Origin of the sequence: Pyxidicoccus fallax (assembly GCF_012933655.1) — a bacterium.
Classification (GTDB): Bacteria; Myxococcota; Myxococcia; order Myxococcales; family Myxococcaceae; genus Myxococcus; species Myxococcus fallax.
In genome coordinates, this window is record NZ_JABBJJ010000238.1 from 1 (window position 1) to 19,761 (window position 19,761).

20 protein-coding genes are annotated in these 19,761 nt (G+C 70.5%); 9 read left to right on the forward strand and 11 right to left on the reverse strand.

Annotated elements, in window-relative coordinates; all coding sequences use genetic code 11:
- A partial coding sequence (locus tag HG543_RS36550; RefSeq protein WP_169349549.1) for a TPR end-of-group domain-containing protein occupies positions 1-909 on the forward strand: 909 nt, incomplete at its 5' end.
- A gap of 45 nt (positions 910-954) precedes the next feature.
- Here the strand turns inward: HG543_RS36550 and HG543_RS36555 are convergent.
- Complete coding sequence (locus tag HG543_RS36555; RefSeq protein ID WP_169349550.1) at positions 955-1,464, reverse strand: peroxiredoxin; 510 nt, start codon at positions 1,462-1,464, stop codon at positions 955-957.
- A 595-nt stretch (positions 1,465-2,059) separates the two neighbouring features.
- On the opposite strand from HG543_RS36555, the gene HG543_RS36560 reads away from it, so the two are divergent.
- The 7 genes from HG543_RS36560 to HG543_RS36590 all read left to right on the forward strand — a co-directional run bounded on the left by HG543_RS36560 (position 2,060) and on the right by HG543_RS36590 (position 7,531).
- A complete protein-coding gene (locus HG543_RS36560; RefSeq protein WP_169349551.1) occupies positions 2,060-2,482 on the forward strand; it encodes a PTS sugar transporter subunit IIA in 423 nt (140 codons plus the stop codon).
- A gap of 33 nt (positions 2,483-2,515) precedes the next feature.
- Positions 2,516-3,001 carry a PTS sugar transporter subunit IIB gene (locus tag HG543_RS36565; protein WP_169349552.1) on the forward strand — a complete coding sequence of 162 codons (486 nt, stop codon included), beginning with the start codon at positions 2,516-2,518 and terminating at the stop codon, positions 2,999-3,001.
- 4 nt (positions 3,002-3,005) lie between these two features.
- Entirely contained in the window at positions 3,006-3,722 is a 717-nt protein-coding gene (locus HG543_RS36570; RefSeq protein ID WP_169349553.1) for a PTS sugar transporter subunit IIC, read from the forward strand.
- A complete protein-coding gene (locus tag HG543_RS36575) occupies positions 3,719-4,489 on the forward strand; it encodes a PTS system mannose/fructose/sorbose family transporter subunit IID (RefSeq protein ID WP_169349554.1) in 771 nt (256 codons plus the stop codon). Before HG543_RS36570 ends, HG543_RS36575 begins: the two co-directional genes overlap by 4 nt.
- A 19-nt stretch (positions 4,490-4,508) precedes the next feature.
- Positions 4,509-4,787: an HPr family phosphocarrier protein gene (locus HG543_RS36580; RefSeq protein WP_169349555.1), complete on the forward strand. Its 279-nt coding sequence runs from the start codon at positions 4,509-4,511 to the stop codon at positions 4,785-4,787.
- 53 nt (positions 4,788-4,840) lie between these two features.
- The gene (gene ptsP / locus HG543_RS36585; protein WP_343073525.1) at positions 4,841-6,664 is read left to right on the forward strand and encodes a phosphoenolpyruvate--protein phosphotransferase; all 1,824 of its coding nucleotides are present in this window, start codon (positions 4,841-4,843) and stop codon (positions 6,662-6,664) included.
- A gap of 174 nt (positions 6,665-6,838) precedes the next feature.
- Positions 6,839-7,531: a hypothetical protein gene (locus HG543_RS36590; RefSeq protein WP_169349556.1), complete on the forward strand. Its 693-nt coding sequence runs from the start codon at positions 6,839-6,841 to the stop codon at positions 7,529-7,531.
- A gap of 142 nt (positions 7,532-7,673) precedes the next feature.
- Here HG543_RS36590 and HG543_RS36595 read toward each other — a convergent pair whose 3' ends face one another.
- The 9 genes from HG543_RS36595 to HG543_RS36635 form a co-directional block, all read right to left on the reverse strand.
- Positions 7,674-8,321 (reverse strand): DUF1826 domain-containing protein, encoded by a 648-nt coding sequence (locus tag HG543_RS36595; protein WP_171818085.1) that lies wholly within the window; start codon positions 8,319-8,321, stop codon positions 7,674-7,676.
- Positions 8,321-9,562, reverse strand: coding sequence for a zinc metallochaperone GTPase ZigA (gene zigA / locus HG543_RS36600; RefSeq protein ID WP_169349557.1), 1,242 nt, complete (start codon positions 9,560-9,562; stop codon positions 8,321-8,323). The genes HG543_RS36595 and zigA overlap by 1 nt, the downstream gene beginning before the upstream one ends.
- Complete coding sequence (rpmG, locus tag HG543_RS36605) at positions 9,559-9,723, reverse strand: 50S ribosomal protein L33 (RefSeq protein WP_169349558.1); 165 nt, start codon at positions 9,721-9,723, stop codon at positions 9,559-9,561. Before rpmG ends, zigA begins: the two co-directional genes overlap by 4 nt.
- Positions 9,724-9,958: 235 nt before the next feature.
- Positions 9,959-10,378, reverse strand: coding sequence for a hypothetical protein (locus tag HG543_RS36610; protein WP_169349559.1), 420 nt, complete (start codon positions 10,376-10,378; stop codon positions 9,959-9,961).
- A gap of 184 nt (positions 10,379-10,562) precedes the next feature.
- On the reverse strand, positions 10,563-11,102 hold the full coding sequence (locus HG543_RS36615) for an MgtC/SapB family protein (protein WP_169349560.1): 540 nt from the start codon (positions 11,100-11,102) through the stop codon (positions 10,563-10,565).
- An 11-nt stretch (positions 11,103-11,113) separates the two neighbouring features.
- On the reverse strand, positions 11,114-11,716 hold the full coding sequence (locus HG543_RS36620) for an MXAN_6521/LA_1396 family lipoprotein (RefSeq protein ID WP_169349568.1): 603 nt from the start codon (positions 11,714-11,716) through the stop codon (positions 11,114-11,116).
- A gap of 86 nt (positions 11,717-11,802) precedes the next feature.
- Positions 11,803-14,529, reverse strand: a complete 2,727-nt coding sequence (locus HG543_RS36625) for an efflux RND transporter permease subunit (protein ID WP_169349561.1) — start codon at positions 14,527-14,529, stop codon at positions 11,803-11,805.
- A gap of 160 nt (positions 14,530-14,689) precedes the next feature.
- Entirely contained in the window at positions 14,690-16,834 is a 2,145-nt protein-coding gene (locus tag HG543_RS36630) for a site-specific recombinase (RefSeq protein WP_169349562.1), read from the reverse strand.
- A 113-nt stretch (positions 16,835-16,947) separates the two neighbouring features.
- On the reverse strand, positions 16,948-17,526 hold the full coding sequence (locus HG543_RS36635) for a Tgt2/MlaC family protein (RefSeq protein ID WP_169349563.1): 579 nt from the start codon (positions 17,524-17,526) through the stop codon (positions 16,948-16,950).
- Positions 17,527-17,753: 227 nt separating this feature from the next.
- On the opposite strand from HG543_RS36635, the gene metK reads away from it, so the two are divergent.
- Entirely contained in the window at positions 17,754-18,941 is a 1,188-nt protein-coding gene (metK, locus tag HG543_RS36640) for a methionine adenosyltransferase (protein ID WP_169349564.1), read from the forward strand.
- A 79-nt stretch (positions 18,942-19,020) separates the two neighbouring features.
- Here the strand turns inward: metK and HG543_RS36645 are convergent.
- A partial coding sequence (locus HG543_RS36645; protein WP_169349565.1) for a penicillin-binding transpeptidase domain-containing protein occupies positions 19,021-19,761 on the reverse strand: 741 nt, incomplete at its 5' end.

Consider the following 19,761-nt stretch of genomic DNA (forward strand, 5'->3'; position numbering starts at 1 on the left):
CAGCCCCCCGCCGCCGCGCAGGCGCCGGCGTCCCCCGCGACGGCCGCCGCCGAGGCGCCCGCGACGGCCGCCGCCGAGGCGCCCGCGACAGCCGCCGCCGAGCTGCCGCACATGGACCCGCCCGCGAAGCCGATGCCGGCCTGGGAAGTGGTGAAGCGCGCCGACCGGCTGATGGGCGAGTCGAAGCACGCCGAGGCCCTGGCCGCCTACAAGCAGGCGCTGGACGCGGGGAACATGGGCACCCGCACCGCGTACTCCGCCGCGTGCGCCGCGGCGCTGCTCGGCCAGAAGCAGGAGGCGCTGCGCCTGCTGGCGCTCGCGGAGAAGCATGGCTTCCGCAACGCGAAGTGGATGCAGCAGGACGAGGACCTGGTGTCGCTGCGCGGCGAGCCGGCCTTCACGGCCATGGTCCAGCGCCTGCCCACGCTGCCGCCGCCCCACGCCGCGCAGAACGCCGAGCTGCAGCGCCTGTTCGACGAGGACCAGGCGGACCGCTCCCCGCCGCCGTCCGGGCCCGAGGGCTGGAAGGTCGTCTCCGAGCGGGACGCCCAGCGCCGCGCGCGCGTGAAGGAGCTGATGGCCCAGGACGCGCTGAAGAACGGCGGGGACCATCTGGCCGCCGCGTTCATCTTCCAGCACGGCCATGCGCAGGAGGACTTCGCCATGGCCCGGCAGCTGGGCGCCGAGGCCGCGAAGCGCGGGCACCCGGTGGGTATGTGGATTGCCGCCGCCGCGTGGGACCGCTGGCTGATGAACGCCGGCAAGCCGCAGCGCTTCGGCACCCAGTACCAGTTCGACCCGCAGACGAAGCAGCCGAAGCTCTACCCGGTGGACCCGAGCGTGTCGGACGAGGAGCGCGCGCGCTGGGGCTTCCCGCCGCTGGCGGAGATTCCCACGGTGATGCGGTAGCCGCGGGACTCCAGGCGCTCCGTGTCCGCCGGCCGGGCGGAGCGCCTACTTCGCCGAGGCCTGTGGAGCCGCGGCGGGGGCCGTGCCGGCCAGCGCGCGCACCAATTCGAGCGCGCGCCGCACGTGCTCACCGACGCGAATCTGTGATTCGAAGACGTTGCGGATGACGCCCGCCCGGTCCACCACGAAGGTGACACGGCCGGGAATGAGGCCGAGCAGGGAAGGGGCCACGCCGAACGCGTCGCGGGCCTCGCCCTTCTCGTCGCTCAGCAGCACGAAGGGCAGGCGGTGCTTCGAGGCGAAGCGCTCGTGGGAGGCCACCGCGTCTCCGCTGATGCCCACCACCTCCGCGCCCGCGGCCACGAAGTCCTCGTACTGGTCCCTCAACCCGCACGCCTGCGCGGTGCAGCCGGGGGAGTCGTCCTTCGGGTAGAAGTAGACGACCAGCACCTTCCCACCCACCAGGTCGCGCAGCCGCACCGGACGGTTGCCGGCGCCCACCAGGGTGACGTCGGGGAGGGAATCGCCTTCCTTCAGGAGCTTCGTCTTCGCCATGGATTGCTCCAGCCGCTCCGGGGTGTCGTGCCCCGTGTTCGGCCGCTTGGATGCGCGGAGGTGAATCAGGATTCAGGCCGACCCGTCCGGGAGCGCCACGGGGCGTCAGTGGGGACCCAGGTGTGTCTCGCTGTCTCATGTGACGCCATGGGTTCCACCCGCGCGCACCGCCCGTCTGGTTCGCGCCTGTATCTCCACCTGGAGCCCGGGAGTGGGGCATACTCCTCTACCGACGCCATCGGGCTTCTCGGCTCTATCGTTTCAGTCCCGGTTCGTTTAAGGGGAGTGCTCGGTTCCTTGCTGTGCGGGCGGGCTGGAGGGAGGGTGCGCGCGGACGCGACAGCGGCGCATCGCGGCCGTTTTCAATGCATCGGAAGTTGTGTGGGGGAACGGAGTCGCTCCCCCGTCCGGCAGGCGACAGCCCTGTGCTTCGCCGGACCCGAAATTTCGGGCGCGGGCGCCACGGTCGTCTTACCTTCCGAACAGGATGTGGGACTTGGGGTCCCGGGGTTCAGGGCGGAAACTTTCGTCGGGGTTGCGCGGAGCATCATTCAGGCGTAGGACGCAACCTTCGGGGGGTTGGTCAGGAGCGGACATGGTCGGCCTCGTCGTCGCATCGCACGGTCGTCTGGCGGAGGAGCTGGTCTCCACCGCGGAGCAGATCGTGGGAAAGCTTCCCGCGGTGGCAACCTGCAACATCGAGCCGGGGACTCCTGTCGAGGAGCTCCGCGCGAAGATGAAGCAGGCGGTGTCGCTCGTGGATGATGGAGAAGGTGTCATCATCCTGGCCGACCTGTTCGGCGGCACTCCGTGCAAGGAGTCGCTGATGATGTGTCAGCGGATGAATCTGGAGGTTCTCGCTGGCGTCAACCTGCCCATGCTTCTCAAGGCGAACTCGCTCCGCAACGAGCAGATGTCCCTTCCGGAGATGGCCAACCAGCTGGCTTCCCACGGCCAGCGCAACATCACCTGCGCATCCGCCCTGCTTCGCGAGGCCCAGCAGCAGCCGCGAACTTGACGGGTCCGCGCGGGTCGGCGATTCGAGACTGCCGTGATCACCCTGGTCCGCGTCGACAACCGCCTCATACATGGTCAGGTCGTCGAGGCCTGGCTGCCCTTTCTCAAGGTCTCCCGGGTCGTCGTCGCGGATGACGAGGCGGCGTCCAGCCCGCTCATCCGGGCGGCCATGGCGCTCGCCGTCCAGAGCGCCATCGAGGTGCAGATCCTCCCGCTCGCCCAGGTGGACTTCGCCGCCCTCTCCAAGGACGGGGTGCGCACGCTGGTCCTGTTGCGGGATGTCGCGGCCGTGCCCTTCGCCTTCGCGCACGGGCTGGCCCTGGACGAGCTCAACCTGGGCAACGTGCACTTCGGCACCGGCCGGCGGCAGGTGTCTCCGTCCGTCTTCCTGGCGGAGGCGGAGCTGAAGGCGCTCCAGCAGCTCGCGGAGCAGGGCGTGCGCGTGGAAGCGCGCGCGGTGCCCTCGGAGAAGCCCGTGGAGCTGATGGACCTCACCGAGCGGTGGGCGAAGGCCGGGTGAGCGCGTGAGCGTCGTCTGGACCCAGGTGGCGCTCGCGGGGCTGTGGGGCGGACTGGTGGCCTTGGAGCGCAAGGCGTTCCTCCAGGCCATGCTGTCCCGCCCGCTCGTGGCCGCCACCGTCATGGGCGGCCTGCTCAACGACGTGGCCTCCGGCCTGGCGGTGGGCCTGCTCCTGGAGCTGTTCTTCCTGGGCACGGCCAACCTGGGCGCCGCGCTGCCGGAGAACGACACGCTGGCGGCCACCGGCACCAGCGCCGCCGCCGCCACCCTCACCACCGCCACGGGCGCCGGCTCCACGCCGGCCATCTGGTCGCTCGCGGTGCTGCTCTTCATCGGCCTGGGGCGCGTGGGCCGCCGGGGAGACCGGCTCATGGAGTCCTACAGCGCCCGGCTGGCCCGGGTGGCGCTGTCCTCGGCGGAGGCCGGCAACCTCACCCGCGCCATGCGGCAGAACCTGTGGGGCATGTGGCCGCACTTCGTGCTGTACGGCAGCCTCACGTCGCTGTGCGCGCTGGCGGGCTACTTCGTGGAGCCCCTGCTGCAGGCGCTGCCGCCCGCGATGATACGCGGGCTGGCGTGGGCGTGGCCGGCCATGACCTCGGTGGCCGCCGCCATCGCCGCGCAGGGCAGCCATGCCCGGCGTGCCCCCCTGTACGCGGCGCTGGGCGCGGCGGCGGTGACGGTGGCGGTCGTCTTCGTCCTCCTCCAGGAGCAACGGTGAGCGCGCCGCCGGACAGCCCGCTGTCGGCCTGGGTGCTGCTGCGCGTCTTCCTGCGCTCGCTCTTCCTGCAGGCGTCGTGGAACCCCAAGGGCATGCAGAACCTGGGGCTGGCCTACGCTCTCTTCCCCGCGCTGGAGCGCCTGTACCCGGCGGGGCCCGCGCGCGAGGAGGCCGTGCGCCGTCACCTCGTCTTCTTCAACACCCACCCCTATGTGGCCGCGGCCATCGTCGGCGGCGTCGTCAACCACGAGACGCGAATCTCCCGGGGCGAGGAGACGCCGGACAAGGTGGTGGCCTTCAAGGCGGCGCTGATGGGGCCGCTGGCGGCGCTGGGGGACGGCTTCTTCTGGCTGTCACTCAAGCCCGCCGCGGGAGCGGTGAGCGCGGCGCTGGTGCCGCTGCTGGGCGTATGGGCGGTGCCCGTCTTCCTGGGGCTCTACAACTGCGTGCACGTGCTCTTGCGCGTGCGGCTGTATTGGCTGGGCCTGACGCTGGGGGACCGGTTGGTGGAGGCGGTGGCCCGGGCCAACCTCCCGGCGCGGGGAGCCAAGCTCCGGGCGGTGGCGGCGGTGTGCGCTGGCGGGCTGGCGGCCTGGCTGGCGGTGAATTTCGGGGCCAATGCCGGCGGGGCCCATGCGCCCCTGCTGGCGGCCGGGTGTCTGGCCCTGGGGGTGGCGTCCTACGTGCTGGTCAGCCGTCGGGTGCCGAACTACGTGGTGCTCTACCTTGCCGCGGGGCTGGCCTGCGCGGCGGGGGCATTCCTTTAGAACAGAGGTGGGAGTCGCGATGGCAACCGTGGCCGAGGGGACATACGAGATCATCAACGCGCTGGGGCTGCACGCCCGGGCCGCGGCCCAGATGGTCAAGGTGGCCAACCGCTTCAAGAGCGAGGTCATCATCGAGGCCCAGGGCCAGCGGGCCAATGCCAAATCCATCATGGGTGTGCTCATGCTCGCGGCGGCCCAGGGCACGCAGGTGAAGCTCACCTGCAAGGGAGACGACGCGGAGGCCTGTCTCCAGGAGTTGGCGAAACTCATCGCCGACCGTTTTGGCGAGGCGCAGTGACGGGTGAGAATGCGGGAAGTGCGGTAAACCCTGACTAGGGAGAGGAAGGGATTGTGAGCAGCCAGGCCACCCCCACCCTGAGGCTGTTGGGCATCGGCGCCTCTCCCGGCGTGGCGGTGGGGCACGCCTTCATCCTGGACCGCAAGCGCATCCGCACCCCCAAGCTGCGGCTGGCCGAGGCCGAGGTCGAACCCGAGCGGATGCGGATGAAGACCGCCATCGACCTGTCGGACCGGCAGCTCGCCGAGCTGAAGGAACAGATTACGCGCACCGAGGGCAGCGACCACGCCCTCATCCTCGAGGCGCACCGGCTGATGCTCCACGACCCCATGCTCGTGGACGAGGTCAACCGGCTCATCGTCGACGACCGCATCAACGCCGAGTGGGCCGTGCGCCGCGTGGCCCGCAAAATCAAACACCTCTTCGACAACATCCCGGACGAGTACTTCCGCGAGCGCCGCTCGGACGTGGACTACGTGGCCGACCGCATCATCCGCAACCTGATGGGCCAGGTGGTGGACGAGGAGGTGGAGGTTCCCGCGGAGGCCATCGTCGTCGCACATGATTTGTCCCCCGCCGACGCGGCGCTGATGGCGCGCAGCGGGCGGGTGGCCGGCTTCGTCACCGACCTGGGCGGCCAGACGAGCCACACGGCGATTGTCGCCCGCGCCCGGGAGACGCCGGCGGTGGTGGGGGCGGGGCGGGCCAGCGAGCAGATCTCCCCGGGCGACCTGGTGGCCATGGACGGCACCCGGGGCGTCATCCTCGTCAACCCTTCCGAGGAGCAGCTCAGCGTCTTCCGGGAGGAGCAGCGCCGCTATCAGGAGAGCGAGCGGCTGGCGCTGATGACGAAGGACCAGCCGGCGGTGAGCACGGACGGCTACCGCATCCGGCTCAACGGCAACATGGAGTTCCTGGAGGAAATCCCCTCGCTCCTGGCGCACGGCGCGGAGGGCATCGGCCTGTACCGCACCGAGTTCATGTTCCTGGACCGGAAGACGGCGCCCACCGAGGAGGAGCACTACCGCGCGTACCGCCAGGTGCTGGAGGCCATGGGTGGGAGGCCCGTCACCATCCGCACGTTGGATTTGGGCGGCGACAAGGTGCCGGGGAAGACGAAGCACGAGAAGGAGCCCAACCCGGCGATGGGCCTGCGGGCCATCCGCTACTGCCTGTCCAACCGGGAGCTGTTCCGCACGCAGCTGCGGGCGCTGCTCCGCGCCAGCGTGCACGGCAACCTGCGGCTGATGTTCCCGCTCATCTGCGGCGTCAGCGAGCTGCGAGAGGCGCGCAGCGAGCTGGAGGCGTGCCGCACGGCGCTGGGGCGCGCGGGCGTGCCCGTGGGCAAGCGCTTCCCGGTGGGCATCATGGTGGAGACGCCGAGCGCGGCCATGATTGCCGACCGGCTGGCGCAGGAGGCCGACTTCTTCTCGGTGGGGACGAACGACCTCATCCAGTACTCGCTGGCCATCGACCGTCAGAACCGCGAGGTGGCGTACCTCTACCGCCCCCTGCACCTGTCGGTGCTGCGCCTGTTGCAGACCATCATCGACGCGGGCAAGGCGGCGAACATCCCGGTGTCCATGTGCGGCGAGATGGCGGGTGACCCGCTGTACACGCTGGTGCTGCTGGCGCTCGGCTTCGACGAGCTGTCGATGACGTCGGGGCAGATTCCGGTGGTGAAGCGCTTCATCCGCCGGGTGAGCCGCACGGACGCGGTGGAGCTGTTGAAGGGCGCCATGGAGCTGACCACCGCGGAGGAAATCGAGCGCTACGTGCGCACGGAGATGGACCGCCGCTTCAGCGAGACGCCGGAGCATCCGGAGTCCTCGGAGCCCGGCCAGGAGCCTCCGCCGTCCGACCGCACCACGGGTTGAGGCCCGTGGGGGTGGGTCCGGGTCCGCTCGGGAGCCCTGGAGCCCGCGCCCACCCGCGAGGTGGGAAGGCGGGGCTCGCTCGCCTGTCCCCCCTCCCGGCAGGGCATGCCGCGGGCTGCTCCCCATGCCCAGCTTGTCCTGACACGGGCAGACGGCTGCGACCAGGGAGCGAGCATGTTCAATTCAGCGAACATCCAGACGGGCATGGTGGTGCGGGACCGGGACGGAGAGCGGCTGGGCACCGTCAGCGCCGTGGACGCGGGAGGGTTCTTCATCGGCAAGGGCTCCCACTTCCTGCGCGACTACCGGGTGGCCTTCTCGGATGTGATGGACCTCGACAACGACGACCTCTACCTGCGCGACGCCCTGGCGGACCTGCCGGGCCCGAGCACGGGAATGTCCGTCACCGCGCGGTCCGAAGACAGGCCCCTCCAGCATGACCTGACCGGCGGACTCGGGGTGGCGCCGCAAGGAGGGCTGGAGCAGACGCGGACGGACGGCGCGATGGGACAGATGTCCGGCGGCCTGGGAGTGGCGCCGCAGGGGGGGCTGGAGCAGCCCCCGAGCCAGGATGCCGGCCAGATGCGCGGAGGCCTGGGGCTGAACCCGCGTGATTTGGAGCAGGCGCGGATGGACAGCGCGAAGTTCCAGGACCATGGCCAGTACGACGTGGGCGCGGAGTCCACGGCGCGGCCGGCGGCCACCGGGCGTGAGCGGCGCAGCGAGGACCTCATCAGCGACGTGGACCCCGCGGTGGTGGCCGTGCGCCAGCCTCCCGTGGTGGTGGAGCGGCGCGCCGCGCTGGACGAGGACGAGGCGCCCCGCCGCGACGCGCCTTCGGACTTCGACCCGAACACGCGCCGCTGAGCGCCCGACGTACGTCGCGAGCGGCGCGGGCCTGGTGCCCGCGCCGGCGTCTTCCCGAATACGCGCCGCTGCGCTCCGGTTGCACGCGAGCGGGCGGACTCACCGCTCTCCGTCACTCACCCGCTCGACTTGATGCGGCTTCTCAGAGTGCGTCGATGGAGAGAAGAAGGCGCCTGCCACCGTCCTTCGCGATGGCAGGCGAGCGGTGGACGGCGCCGTTGCCGGCATTGCCCGGCCAGGCCTCGCCCTTGAGGAGCGCCACGTCGAAGCGCTCCAGGGCGCGAACCGGCGCACCCGGGCGAGGCACCTCACCCGTGGCGCCCAGCGCGCCGCGGACGACGTGGACGTTCTCCAGCCACTCCGTCGCGGGGCCCGCGTACGTGCAGAGCAGCCGCACGCCCACGCGGTCCACGTGGAAGCGCGGGCACATGTCCCGGGAGAGCGTGTACAGCCGCACGCCGAGCTCCTCGGCGCCCAGCAGGTCCGCGTAGAGACGGGCCAGGAAGCGCAGGTCCTCCAGCCACGCGTCGAACATCGCATCCCGGGGGAGCCCCCGCAGCGAGCCCCCCAGGTCCAGCGAGTCGCCGCGAACGCGTGTCACGAGGTCCACGTCATGCTCCCGCATCACCCGCGCGAGCCAGGTGGACAGTCCGGCGTCGAGCCCCCTGCGCCAGACGCAGAGGTTGACGCCCTCGCGGTAGATGTCCGTGAGCGCCTCGGGGCTCCACACGAAGGAGTGGGGGCCGGCCAGCGGCATTTCTTCCACGGGAAGTGGGATGGCGGTCCGCATCAGGCGCCTCCCTCGCTGGCGGCGTCCTCGGCCCGCACGAGCCGCCACTCGGGAAACGGGTCCGAGAGCCGGCGCCACCGCGCGGGCCCGCGAGCCATCTCCTCCGACGTCAGCAGGCAGGCCTCCAGTTGCCGGGCCAGCTCCTCGTGGTCCGCGTCGCGGGTGATGAAGACGATTTCCTGCCGCCGGTCTCCGTGGGGGCCCACCATCTCCCGCTGGATTTCGGCGAGCGCCTCGGCGTCCTCCGGCCAGTCGGAGCGGGGCACCGCGTCCCACCACAGGCCTCCGGGCTCGAAGCTGCACGCGCCACCCGCCTGCGCCCAGACGCCCGCGATGTCCGGCCGGGTGGCGAGCCAGAAGAAGCCCTTCGAGCGCAGCACGCCCTTCCAGCTCCCGTGGATGAAGCGCCACAGGCGCGAGGGGTGGAAGGGGACGCGGCCGCGGAAGACGAAGCTGCGGATGCCGTACTCCTCCGTCTCCGGTGTGTGCTCGCCGCGCAGCTCCTTGAGCCAGCCGGGAGCGCGGCGGGCCCGCTCGAAGTCGAAGCGGCCGGTGTTCAGCACCGCGGCCAGGGGCACGCGCCCCCGCTCCGCCGCGACGAGGTGCGCGTCGGGGTTGAGCTTGCGCAGCACGTCGCCCAGCCGGGCCGCCTCCGCCGGAGAGACGAGGTCCGTCTTGTTGAGCACGAGCACGTCGGCGAACTCGACCTGCTCCACGAGCAGGTCCACCACGGTGCGCTCGTCCTCTTCCGCGGCGGCGAGCCCGCGCTCCGCGAGGCTGTCGGCCGCCTCCCAGTCCTTCAGGAAGTTGAAGGCGTCCACCACCGTCACCAGGGTGTCCAGCCGGGCCACGTCCGACAGGCCCTGGCCCGACGCGTCCGAGAAGGTGAATGTCTCCGCCACGGGCAGTGGCTCGGAGATGCCGGTGGACTCGATGAGGAGGTAGTCGAAGCGGCCCTCGCGCGCGAGCCGGGCGACCTCGCGCAGCAGGTCCTCCCGCAGCGTGCAGCAGATGCAGCCGTTGGACAGCTCCACGAGCTTCTCGTCCACGCGGCTCAGGGCGGCCGTGCCCCCCACGAGCTTCGCGTCGATGTTCACCTCGCTCATGTCGTTGACGATGACCGCCACCCGCAGTCCCTCGCGGTTGTGGAGGACGTGGTTGAGCAGGGTTGTCTTCCCCGCTCCGAGGAAGCCCGAGAGCACGGTGACGGGCAACCGGAGGGAGGGCGTGGGCGCCGTCATGGCTTGCCCTCCACGAAGAGCACGTGCTTGCGCACGCGCGGGTCGTACTTCTTCAGCTGGAGCTTCTCCTGCGACTTCCGCTTGTTCTTCGTCGTTGTGTAGAAGAAGCCGGTGTTCGCCGTGGAGACGAGGTGGATGATGGTGCGGTTGCCCTTGGGCATGACGTTGCTCCGGGTGCTGCCGGTGGATTGAAAAGGGAGGGCCGCGCGGACCGGTGACGTCACGCGCGGAAGCACACCGGGCCTTCAGCCCGCGTGCCGCGCGAAAGGCCGGCGCCTGCCTTTGCGATGGGGATGGACCTGTCGAGAACCCCGGCGCCCGTGAAGGGACCTCGGGCGCTGGCGGACATGGCGTCCGTGCGCGCTCAGGGGGGACGGGAGACGAAGGTGTCGGCGGCTACGCCCGGGGCGGCGAGCCCTTGGGCGCGATGGTCAGCAGCGCGACCTGGGGCTCGACGACTGGCGTGCGGGAGCCACGGAGCTCCGCTGGAGCGAGGCCTTCCGGCAGCAAGACCGCGATGGGGCCCGGGATGACCTGACGCTGCTGCGCGCCGAGCAGCGGGCAGTCCTCGTGCCCGTCCGCCACGGTCGCCGCCCCAGCGTCCGCGAGACGCGGCGCGCCCGGTGCCACCACCGTGGACTCACGGAAGGCGCCACCCTCGTCGCCGCTAGAGGCCACCTCTTCGAATGTCCCGTGCTCGGGGCAGTAGCGGTGGGCGTGCGAGCCATGCACCAGCGCCAGCAGCGGCACGAGCAGCCACACGGCGACCAGCAGGGCCGCTCCGATGCGTCGGGGCTGTGGGGACCGGGCTCGCATGGGCTATCGGCGATGATGTAACTGAGTTGCGAAAATGGGGCAAGCGTCTGCCCGTGCCGGTTGTCGGGCAGGCTCCTGGCACCCGCACCGGGAAGGCGAGCAGGCCGCCACCACGAGCCTGCCGGGCAAGCGGCCGTGAAGTCCGCGATGCGCTCTCGTCGTGAGTCGGCTCGACCGGTGCCGCTCAGGGCGCCGGGTCCACCGGAGGGCCTTCACCCGGGTTCTTCGTGTCCTCCCAGGCCGCGGCCACGTCCTGGTCGGCCTTGAGGCCGCGCTGCTTGCGGTAGCGGTGGATGGCGCGTTCCAGGGGACGCAGGCCGATGAGACACAGCAGGCCAATGGCCACGGTGGTGCTCGCCGCCAGGTAGAAGCCCAGCCCCGCCGCGAGCCCCACGGACGCGGTGAGCCAGAGGTTGGCCGCCGTCGTCAGGCCCTTCACCTGCCCGCGGTGGCGCAGGATGACGCCCGCGCCGAGAAAGCCGATGCCCACCACCACCTGGCTGGCGATGCGGCTGATGTCACCCTGCGCGCCCTCGGGCAGGCCGGCGGCGCCGAGCGGCACCTCGATGAAGACGCTGGCCAGCGTGAAGCAGCAGGCGCCCAGGGACACGAGGATGTGGGTGCGCAGGCCCGCGTCCTGCCCGCGCATCTCGCGCTCCAGTCCCAGCACCCCGCCCAGCAACGCCGCGAGGCCCAGCCTCAGCGCGATGGTCTTCTCGTCCACGGAGGACGAGCCTACTCACCCAGCTCGATCTTCTCGTCGGTGTCCGCTTCGTTCAGTTCGGGATTGGGCAGCGTGTCCAGCGTCGCGCCCAGCAGCTTGGCGGTGGGAACCACGTACGGAGCCACCTCCGCGCCCAGCTCCTGGACGTACTGGGCCACGCGCTGCTCATAGTCCTCGTCCTTGGCGCCCCAGCTCCCGGCGGCCTCGGCGGCCCACACTTCCTCGCCGTCCCGGCACCGGGTGAGGCGCGCCTTCACCGCGGCCTCGGCGCCGTCGCCGTTGCCCTTGAGCGTCACCGTCGGGTCCAGCCAGAGCACGCCCTCGATGCCTTCCACGCACAGGCCCTTGAAGGACGTGTCCTCCGGCCGCTCGGGCAGCGCCAGGTTGCTCTTGGCGATGTAGTTGCGGTTCTGGTTCACCCACTGGCGGGCGATGAGGCTCCACAGCTCGCCCACCGCGGGCTTGCTGTCCGGTAGGGGCTGCGTCACCACCACCAGCCGCTTCACCTGGTGCTTGTCCACCTGCTCGTAGTCGCTCCGCACGCGCTGGCTCTTCACCGTGGAGCACGCGGACAGCAGGCCCAGCCCGAGCACGGGCAACAGTCGCTTCGTCATCATGTCCCTCTCCCGGCTCCCTTCTCACGAAGGGAGCCTCCATCCGCGCCCCTCGCGAGAAGGGCGCCAGCTCCAGAGGCCGCCGCTCAGGCCGCCTTCACCTTGTCGCTGCTCGCGTCGCCGGCGGGCGGCATGTGGTCCACCCCGGAGGCGCCGCCGCCCTCGCGCTGCTTGCGGTCGTACATGAGCTGCATCACCGCGGCGAGCACCGTGAAGGACACCACCAGCGTGGTGAGCAGACCGATGCACGCCACCACGCCCATGGACCGCAGGCCGTTGTGGGCCGCGGCCAGGAGCGCCGCGAAGGCCGCCACCGCCGTCAGCGTGGAGGACGCCACCGCCGCGCCCACGCTGCGCAGCGCGACCAGCGGCGACGTGCCCTCCAGGAAGCGGTGCAGCAGGTACAGGCCGTGGCTCACCCCGAAGCCCAGGAGGATGGGCAGGATGATGATGTTCATGAAGTTCAGCCGCAGGTCCGTCAGCGACATGATGCCCAGCATCATCGCCACGCCCACGCCGAGCGGAATCACCGACGCCAGCGCCAGCTTCACGTTGCGGAAGTCCAGGAAGTGCATGGCGAGAATCCACAGCGCGGTGAGAATCACCGTGAGCTTCCCGTCCCAGAGCACGATGCGCGCCAGCCGCGCGTACAGCTGCGTGGCGCCCGCGGCGCGGAACTCCTTCTGCGCGGTGGGGCCCGCCGGGTCCCACGCGTCCTTGTCGAACGCGCCGGGCTTGTACGTGGCGGTGACCGAGCGCGTCTCGTCGGCGAACTTCAGCATCTTCTTGCCGTCCATCAGGTCCACGCCCGCGTAGATGTACGTGAGGTAGCCCTGGTTCTCCGGCAGCGCGGTGGGCAGGTTCTTGAACTGCGCGGTGTAGTTGGACGGCACGCCGTGGACGTCGAAGGGCTTGGCGTCCAGCACCTTCTTGAAGAACTCGGCCTTGTCCTGCATCTCCGGCGGCAGCGCGGCGGTGCTGAAGCCCTCCGCCTCGAGCTGCGCCAGCTCCGCCTTCCACTCCGCCAGCACCTTGGCGTTGGCCTGGGCCGTCGCCTCCGGGGGGACGAAGGTGAAGATGCTCACCACCTGGTCGATGGACGGGTACTTCTCCGGGTTCTGCGTCAGCTCCCGGTAGACACCTTCGGCCTCGTCGAGGTCCTTGGTGTAGATGGCCATCGGGTCGCTGGAGATGTTGAAGCGCTCGTTGATTTCATCCTGCAGCACGACGGAGGACATGCCGTCCGGGATGAGGGCGCGGGTGTTGTAGTTGAAGCTCACGCCGTACTTCAGGCGCTCGAGGAAGCCCAGCTGCACGCCCTTGGGCATCTCCGCGTCCAGGCCGGCCCAGGGCACCGCGGCGGCGCAGATGAGGGCGACGATGGCGGTGCTGATGCCCAGCACGAGGCCCGGGCGGGGGATGCGCAGCTCCTTGCCGGTGGCCGCGGAGTTGGTGGGCGGCGGCTTCATGACGCCGATGAGCTTCTGGGGCAGCTCCGGGTTGATGCGGCCCGCCAGCGCGAGGATGGCCGCGCTCCACAGGAACAGCGTGAGGCCGAGGATGAGCGTGCCGCAGCCGGCCAGGAAGCCGAACTGGCTGAAGCCGCGGAACTCGCTGACCATCAGCACGAAGAACGAGCCGGCCGTCACCACCGCGGACACCGCCGCCGGGCGGCCCGCGTTGACGAAGGCGTCGCGGATGGCCACGTCGTACGGCTTGCCCGCGCCCAGCTCCAGGCGCGTGCGGAAGGTGAAGTGGATGCCGTAGTCGATGCCGAACCCGAGCAGGATGCCGCCCAGGATGGACGTAATCATGTTGAGCTCACCCACCGTCGCGTAGGTGAAGCCCAGCGTGTACACCGTGCCCACGATGGTGCCGGTCACCACCATGAAGGTGGGCGCCCACTTGCGGAAGAAGATGATGGTGATGACGAAGATGGCCACCAGCGCGTAGAGCGTCACCGGCTGCAGCGAATCCTCCATCGCGTACGAGTCGTCCACCGTCGTCTTGTAGGAGCCGGTGAAGCCGTAGGCGAGGGTCTTCGCCTTGCCGCCGTTCTCCTTCGCGCCGTCCTTCAGGAAGGAGTCGTGGTCGTAGTCCTCCACGAGCTGCACCGAGCCGGGACGCTTCGAGTACGCCTCCAGGTCGACCTTGAGCTTGTCCAGGTACGCCTTCGTCTTGCCGATGTCCGTGTTGTCCCACATCGGCTTGATGAGGATGAGCAACATCTTCTTGTCGTTGGAGATGTTGTAGTCGTCCCGGATGCTCTTCTTGCCGACGGAGGAGTACTTGTCGACGAGGTCCTGCATGTTCAGCTCGACGGGCTTGGAGCCGCCCAGGTCGATGAAGAACGGGTTGCTGCGCTTCAGCTTGTCGCGCAGGAACTCCATGATGCGGCGCTTGCCCTCGACGAGGTCCTCGGTCTTCACGAAGAGGACCATGTTCTGCTGGATGAACTCGACGGGCAGCTTGTAGGAGACGTTGCGGACGTGCTCCTTGTCGGCCTCGAGCATCTTCGCGATGTCGTCGGCGGTGGCCTTCATGGTGGCCTCGTCCGACGAGCGCAGCGCGAGCATGAGGAAGCCGCTGCCTCCCACCATGTCGATGACCTGCTTGACGTCCTTCACCTCCTGCAGGTCCTGGGAGATGAGGTCGAGCTGGTTGGAGTTGATGCGCAGCTTCAGCGTGCCCCAGAGCGACACGCCCAGGAGGGCGAGCAGCACCAAGAGGACAGTCCCGGGCCGGCGGACCAGCAGGCCGGCGAAGGAGTAGGCGAAGCGGGAGTGGGAGTTCGGATTTCGGGCGCCGCTCATGCGGCGGCGACCCTACCGGCAAACGCCCCTGCCCGGAAGCAGGGCCAGGATGCCCGGCCGCTCCCCGGGCGCGGCACCTACCGCGCCATGTCATGGCCGTGTCACGGAAGGCGCCTTTCCACTGGCGCGGACAAGGCGCGTGGGGGCCTCCAGGCCCTCTTCAGGGCTCCGGCGGGGCCGACACCCGGAGCACGTCGGGCGAGGCGTCCCGGGGCGGCAGGAGGAACGAGCGCGGGTCCTTCACGAGGCGGGCGAGGACGGCGCGCAGGAAGGGCAGGGCCTCGCGGGTGGGCACGTCGCGCGCGCGCACGGCCACGCCCAGGGCCAGCGAGAAGGAGACGGCGAAGTTGAGCATGCCGCAGAGGGCCGCGCCGGCCAGCGCGGCGAGGAACTCCGGCTGGAGCACCGCGTCCGCGCCCAGCGAGCAGCCGGCCAGGGCGAGCTGGCCGAGCACGAAGGTGACGTGCCGCACGTCCAGCGTCAGCCCGAAGAAGCGGCCCACCACCGGCACCAGGGCCAGCAGGAAGCCCAGCGACACGTTCGCGCCCAGGCCGGAGGCGGCGTGCTGGATGCCGGAGGCGAGCCGGGCCGCGCCCGCGTCTCCCATCAGCCGGCGCAGCACGCGGTGGTGCGCGAGCGCCTCCGGCAGCCGCCGGTACACCACGAAGTTCTCCAGCCACCCGCCCGCCACGCTGCTCAGCCACAGCAGCACGCCGGTGAGGGCCGCGAAGGCCAGGGTGCCGCTCCGCCACGGGTGCATCGAGGCCACCGTGGCCTGCGCCTTGGCGTGCGACAGGAAGGCATGGTCCGTCACCCACTGGTAGCCCAGCCCCAGCGCCACCACCGCCGGGGCCACCACGCCCAGGTTGCCCGCGAAGGCCGCCAGCTGCGAGCGGGTGATGCGGGGGATGAGCTCCACCAGGCTCGCCAGCCGCTCGCCCCGGGCGCCCTCGCCCACCGCGCCCGCCAGCGTGGCCGCCGTCACCGACGGCTGCTTGGTGGCCAGCGTGAAGCCCAGCAACTGGATGAGGACGAAGGCCACCGCGTAGTTGAGCCCCACGCCCAGGGTGAGGAAGAAGGGCGCCAGCGTCAGCCCGGACAGGACGAACTTCAGCGCCACCGCCCCGGCCGTCACCAGCCCGCCGCCGGCCGCCGAGTGCACCATGGCGTGGAACTCGGCCCGGGTGGTGGTGATGTAGTGCTCGCCCGAGTGGCCGGCGCGCTCGATGATTTTGCGCGCCAGCATCCGCACGTTGCGCTTCACCAGCTCGCGCACGGAGCGGTCCGCGTGCGCCCGCCGCAGCAGGTCGGTCAGCAGCGCCATGGCTTCGCGCCAGCGGGGCTCGCCGCGGGGCGCGCCCAGCACGCGGGCAATGGCCTCCATGCGCTCCAGGCTCCGGCGGATGCGCTCCAGCCGGTACACCAGGTCCACGCTGACGCCCGCCTCCTCCAGGTGCCGGGACACGCTGGCCACCACCTGCCGGCAGTCCGCCACGCAGGTGGACAAGTCCCTCAGCGTGTCCGCCGCCGCGTCGCGCGCGAGCACCGCGTCGCACACCAGCCGCAGCCGCAGGAAGGGCGAGCCCCGGAAGGCCGTCTCCGGGCTGCGCTCCCGCACGTCCTCGGTCGTGCCCAGCGCGGCCGTCTGCACGGCCAATAGCAGCAGCGCGTCCATCAGGTCCGCGCGCACGCGGGCGGCGGGCACCGGCTCCGGGGGGCGCGCGTCCCCCACCAGCGCCGCCAGCTTCGCCAGCAGCGCCGGGGACAGGCCCGCCAGCCAGTCCGCGTCGCCGGGCACGGGGAACAGCCGCAAGAGCAGCTCGGACAGCTTGCCGGGCTCGGGCGGCGCGGGGAGCAGGGCGCGCGCCAGCCGGTCCGAGGCTTCCGAGACGAAGCCCTGTCCGGCGGGCACGCCCACCTGGGCGAAGAGCTTCAGGCCGCGGCTGCCGTCACACACCGCGGAGACCAAGCGGGTGAGGGCGGCGCGGAACGCGGGCTCGCCCTCCAGCACCCGCACCAGCAGGCTCAGGCGGCTGTCGGCGGGGGAGCGCTCGGGCTCATCGGCATCCACCAGCGCGTTCGCGGGGATGCGCTCGCGCAGCCAGGCCACCCACCGCTCCACCCACTCCAGCCGCGCCTCCAGGCCTCCCTCGGGCACGTCGCACAGCAGCCGGTACAAGTCGCGCACGGCGGGGTTGCCGGGGGCGCGGGGTGCGTACTGCACGCAGAAGGCGTCCACCTCCCGGGCGGACGGGCCGATGCCACGCGACGGCGGAGGCTGGGAGGAGGGGTCGGGTACGGTCATCGTCCAGGCGCTCGGGGGGCCCCGAGCCTATGCCATGGCACGACGCCCCGGAACCCATCCGGCGGCCGGGAGCCTGGTGGCCCGGCCGCTCGGCGTGATGACGTCGGCGTCGATTACTTCTTCTGCACCTTCGCCAGCTCCGTGCGCATGCGCGCCAGCAGCAGGTCCCACCCGCCCTGCTTGAGCAGCGGCTGCACCTGCGAGTCGCGGATGTCCGTGAGCATGGAGGAGCCGAGCACCTTCACGTCCACCACCTTCCACGCGGCGGCGTCCTTGATGAGGCGGTAGTTCAGCTTCATCTCCTGCGTCTTCAGCGGGTGCTTGATGAAGATGGTGGAGGCGATCGTCGCCTCGTTGCCCGTCACCTGGGCGGGCTCGTAGGTGATGGAGTCCAGGTTCTTGAAGTTCTCACGCACCCGGGGGAAGGCGATGGCGGCGAAGAGGTCCTGGAACAGCTGCACGAACTCCTTGCGCTGGGCGTCGGTGCCCTTGGCCCACGCGTCGCCGAGCAGGTACTTCCCCTGCTCCTCGCTGCCGAAGTGCTTCAGCGCCAGCGCGTCGCGCTCGTAGCGCACGGACTGCACCACCGTCTTCACCGGCTTGGCGACGGCGTCCTCCTTCGGCGCGGCGAGCGCGGGGACGGCGAAGGCCATGGCGGCCAGGAAGGTGATGGTACGGAAGCGGGCGTTCATGTCGGGAGATCCTCCGGGGGAATTTCGTGCCCCATCTGTTAGCGCAAGGGAACGGCCGGCGGCTCGCGAAATTCACGCCGTGAAGCCGAGCGGCCATGCGCCGGGGCCCGCCCGCTCGCAGGGCTTCACCGACGAATGAAACGGGCTTCCTGGACGTTTGACTCCTCTAGGACCACACGTCTAGTGTCCGTCCTCCGCGCGCAGTCAAGCGCACCCTTAGAGACGACATGCCTACCGACTTCCTGTTCACGTCCGAATCCGTCACCGAAGGCCACCCGGACAAGATCGCCGATCAGATCTCCGACGGTGTCCTCGACGCCATCATCTCCAAGGACCCTCAGGCCCGCGTCGCCGTGGAGACGCTCGTCAAGACGGGCCTCGCCATCGTCGCCGGTGAGGTGACCACGAACTGCTACGTGGACATCCCGCGCATCGTGCGCAGCACCATCTGCCGCATCGGCTACACCGACAGCTCCATGGGCTATGACGGCAACACCTGCGGCGTCATGGTGGCCATCGAGGGCCAGAGCCAGGACATCGCCCGTGGCGTCGACAACAAGAAGGAGCAGGGCGCCGGCGACCAGGGCATGATGTTCGGCTTCGCCTGCGACGAGACGCCGGAGCTGATGCCGGCCCCGTTGCACTACGCCCACGCGCTCACCCGCCGGCTCGCGGACGTGCGCCGCAAGCAGCACGACTGGATCCGCCCGGACGGCAAGAGCCAGGTGACGGTGGAGTACAAGGACGGCCGCCCCGTTCGCATCGACGCGGTGGTGGTGTCCACGCAGCACTCCGAGGAGGTCTCCAACAAGAAGATCCAGGAGGCCATCCGCGAGGACGTCATCGCGAAGGCGCTGCCCAAGAAGCTCATCGACAACAAGACGAAGTTCTTCATCAACCCCACGGGTCGTTTCGTGGTGGGTGGCCCCATGGGCGACTCGGGCGTGACGGGCCGGAAGATCATCGTCGACACCTACGGCGGCATGGGCCGTCACGGTGGCGGCGCGTTCAGCGGCAAGGACCCGTCCAAGGTGGACCGCTCGGCCGCGTACATGGGCCGCTACATCGCCAAGAACGTGGTGGCCGCCGGCCTGGCGCGCCGCTGCGAGGTGCAGGTGTCCTACGCCATCGGCGTGGCCGAGCCGGTCAGCGTGATGGTGGAGACCTTCGGCACCGCCACGGTTCCGGAAGAGCGCATCGCCAAGGCCGTGCGTCAGGTGTTCGGCCTGCGTCCGCGCGAAATCACCGAGCACCTGGACCTGCTGCGGCCCATCTACCAGAAGACCGCCGCGTACGGTCACTTCGGCCGCTCCGAGAAGGAGTTCACCTGGGAGCGCACCGACAAGAAGGACGCCCTGCGTGAGGCCGCGGGTGGCACCGCCCCCGCCGCCGGCGGTCGCCTGAAGGCCGTCTGAAGCAGGTTCTCGCTTCGCGCTGAATCGAGCCGCGCGCCTGTCCCGACGAGGGGCGGCGCGCGGTTTCGTTTTCAGGCGCTCACAGGAGTCCGCGCGCCTTCAGCGCCTCGATGGCGGAGGCGAGCGCGGGCTGCGGTGAAGGGGACTTCCCCGGTGGGGACTGCACGGCGCTGACGAAGACGTACTGGCCGCGCGGTGAGGTGACGTGGCCCACCAGCCAGGTGATGTCGCCCTCGGCCTGGGGATACGTGCCCGTCTTGGCGCTCAGCACCGCGCCGTCCTTCCAGGGGCCGCCCATGTTGATGCCGTCGCGGATGCTGGCGACGGTGTCCGGGCCCTGCACGAGCGTGGCCCTTACGGCCTCCAGCGTCCTGGGACTCACCGGCAGCTCGCCCCGGTACATGCGGGCGAGGAAGTCGAGCTGCTCGTCCGGGGAGACACGCAGCGGGCCGCCCAGCCAGAAGCGGGTGATGTCGCCCGAGGCGTCCGCGTTGCCGTAGCGGAAGCGCTTCAGCCACTCCTCCATGCGCTGCTGGCCAATCTGCTTCGCCGTGCCCTGGAAGAACCAGACGGCGGAGCGGCGCATGGCCGTGTCCAGCGTCTGGTCCTGGTTCCACATCTCCACGCGGTGCTTCGTGCCGTCCCACTTGCGCACATCGTCGGTACTGGAGACGACGCCCGTCTCCAGCGCGATGAGCGCGTGCGGCACCTTGAAGGTGGAGGCCGGCACCATGCGCTTCGCGCACTTCTTCGCGTCGTTGCGCGTGACCTCGCCGGTCTTCAGGTCCATCAGCAGGAAGCAACCCGGGTGGGAGGGGGC

Coding starts and splice junctions, on each gene's coding strand:
- HG543_RS36555 (WP_169349550.1), bottom strand. CDS start 1,464: ATGGCGAAGACGAAGCTCCTGAAGGAAGGCGATTCCCTCCCCGACGTC.
- HG543_RS36560 (WP_169349551.1), top strand. CDS start 2,060: ATGGTCGGCCTCGTCGTCGCATCGCACGGTCGTCTGGCGGAGGAGCTG.
- HG543_RS36580 (WP_169349555.1), top strand. CDS start 4,509: ATGGCAACCGTGGCCGAGGGGACATACGAGATCATCAACGCGCTGGGG.
- HG543_RS36590 (WP_169349556.1), top strand. CDS start 6,839: ATGTTCAATTCAGCGAACATCCAGACGGGCATGGTGGTGCGGGACCGG.
- HG543_RS36595 (WP_171818085.1), bottom strand. CDS start 8,321: ATGCGGACCGCCATCCCACTTCCCGTGGAAGAAATGCCGCTGGCCGGC.
- zigA (WP_169349557.1), bottom strand. CDS start 9,562: ATGACGGCGCCCACGCCCTCCCTCCGGTTGCCCGTCACCGTGCTCTCG.
- rpmG (WP_169349558.1), bottom strand. CDS start 9,723: ATGCCCAAGGGCAACCGCACCATCATCCACCTCGTCTCCACGGCGAAC.
- HG543_RS36610 (WP_169349559.1), bottom strand. CDS start 10,378: ATGCGAGCCCGGTCCCCACAGCCCCGACGCATCGGAGCGGCCCTGCTG.
- HG543_RS36620 (WP_169349568.1), bottom strand. CDS start 11,716: ATGACGAAGCGACTGTTGCCCGTGCTCGGGCTGGGCCTGCTGTCCGCG.
- HG543_RS36625 (WP_169349561.1), bottom strand. CDS start 14,529: ATGAGCGGCGCCCGAAATCCGAACTCCCACTCCCGCTTCGCCTACTCC.
- HG543_RS36630 (WP_169349562.1), bottom strand. CDS start 16,834: ATGACCGTACCCGACCCCTCCTCCCAGCCTCCGCCGTCGCGTGGCATC.
- HG543_RS36635 (WP_169349563.1), bottom strand. CDS start 17,526: ATGAACGCCCGCTTCCGTACCATCACCTTCCTGGCCGCCATGGCCTTC.
- metK (WP_169349564.1), top strand. CDS start 17,754: ATGCCTACCGACTTCCTGTTCACGTCCGAATCCGTCACCGAAGGCCAC.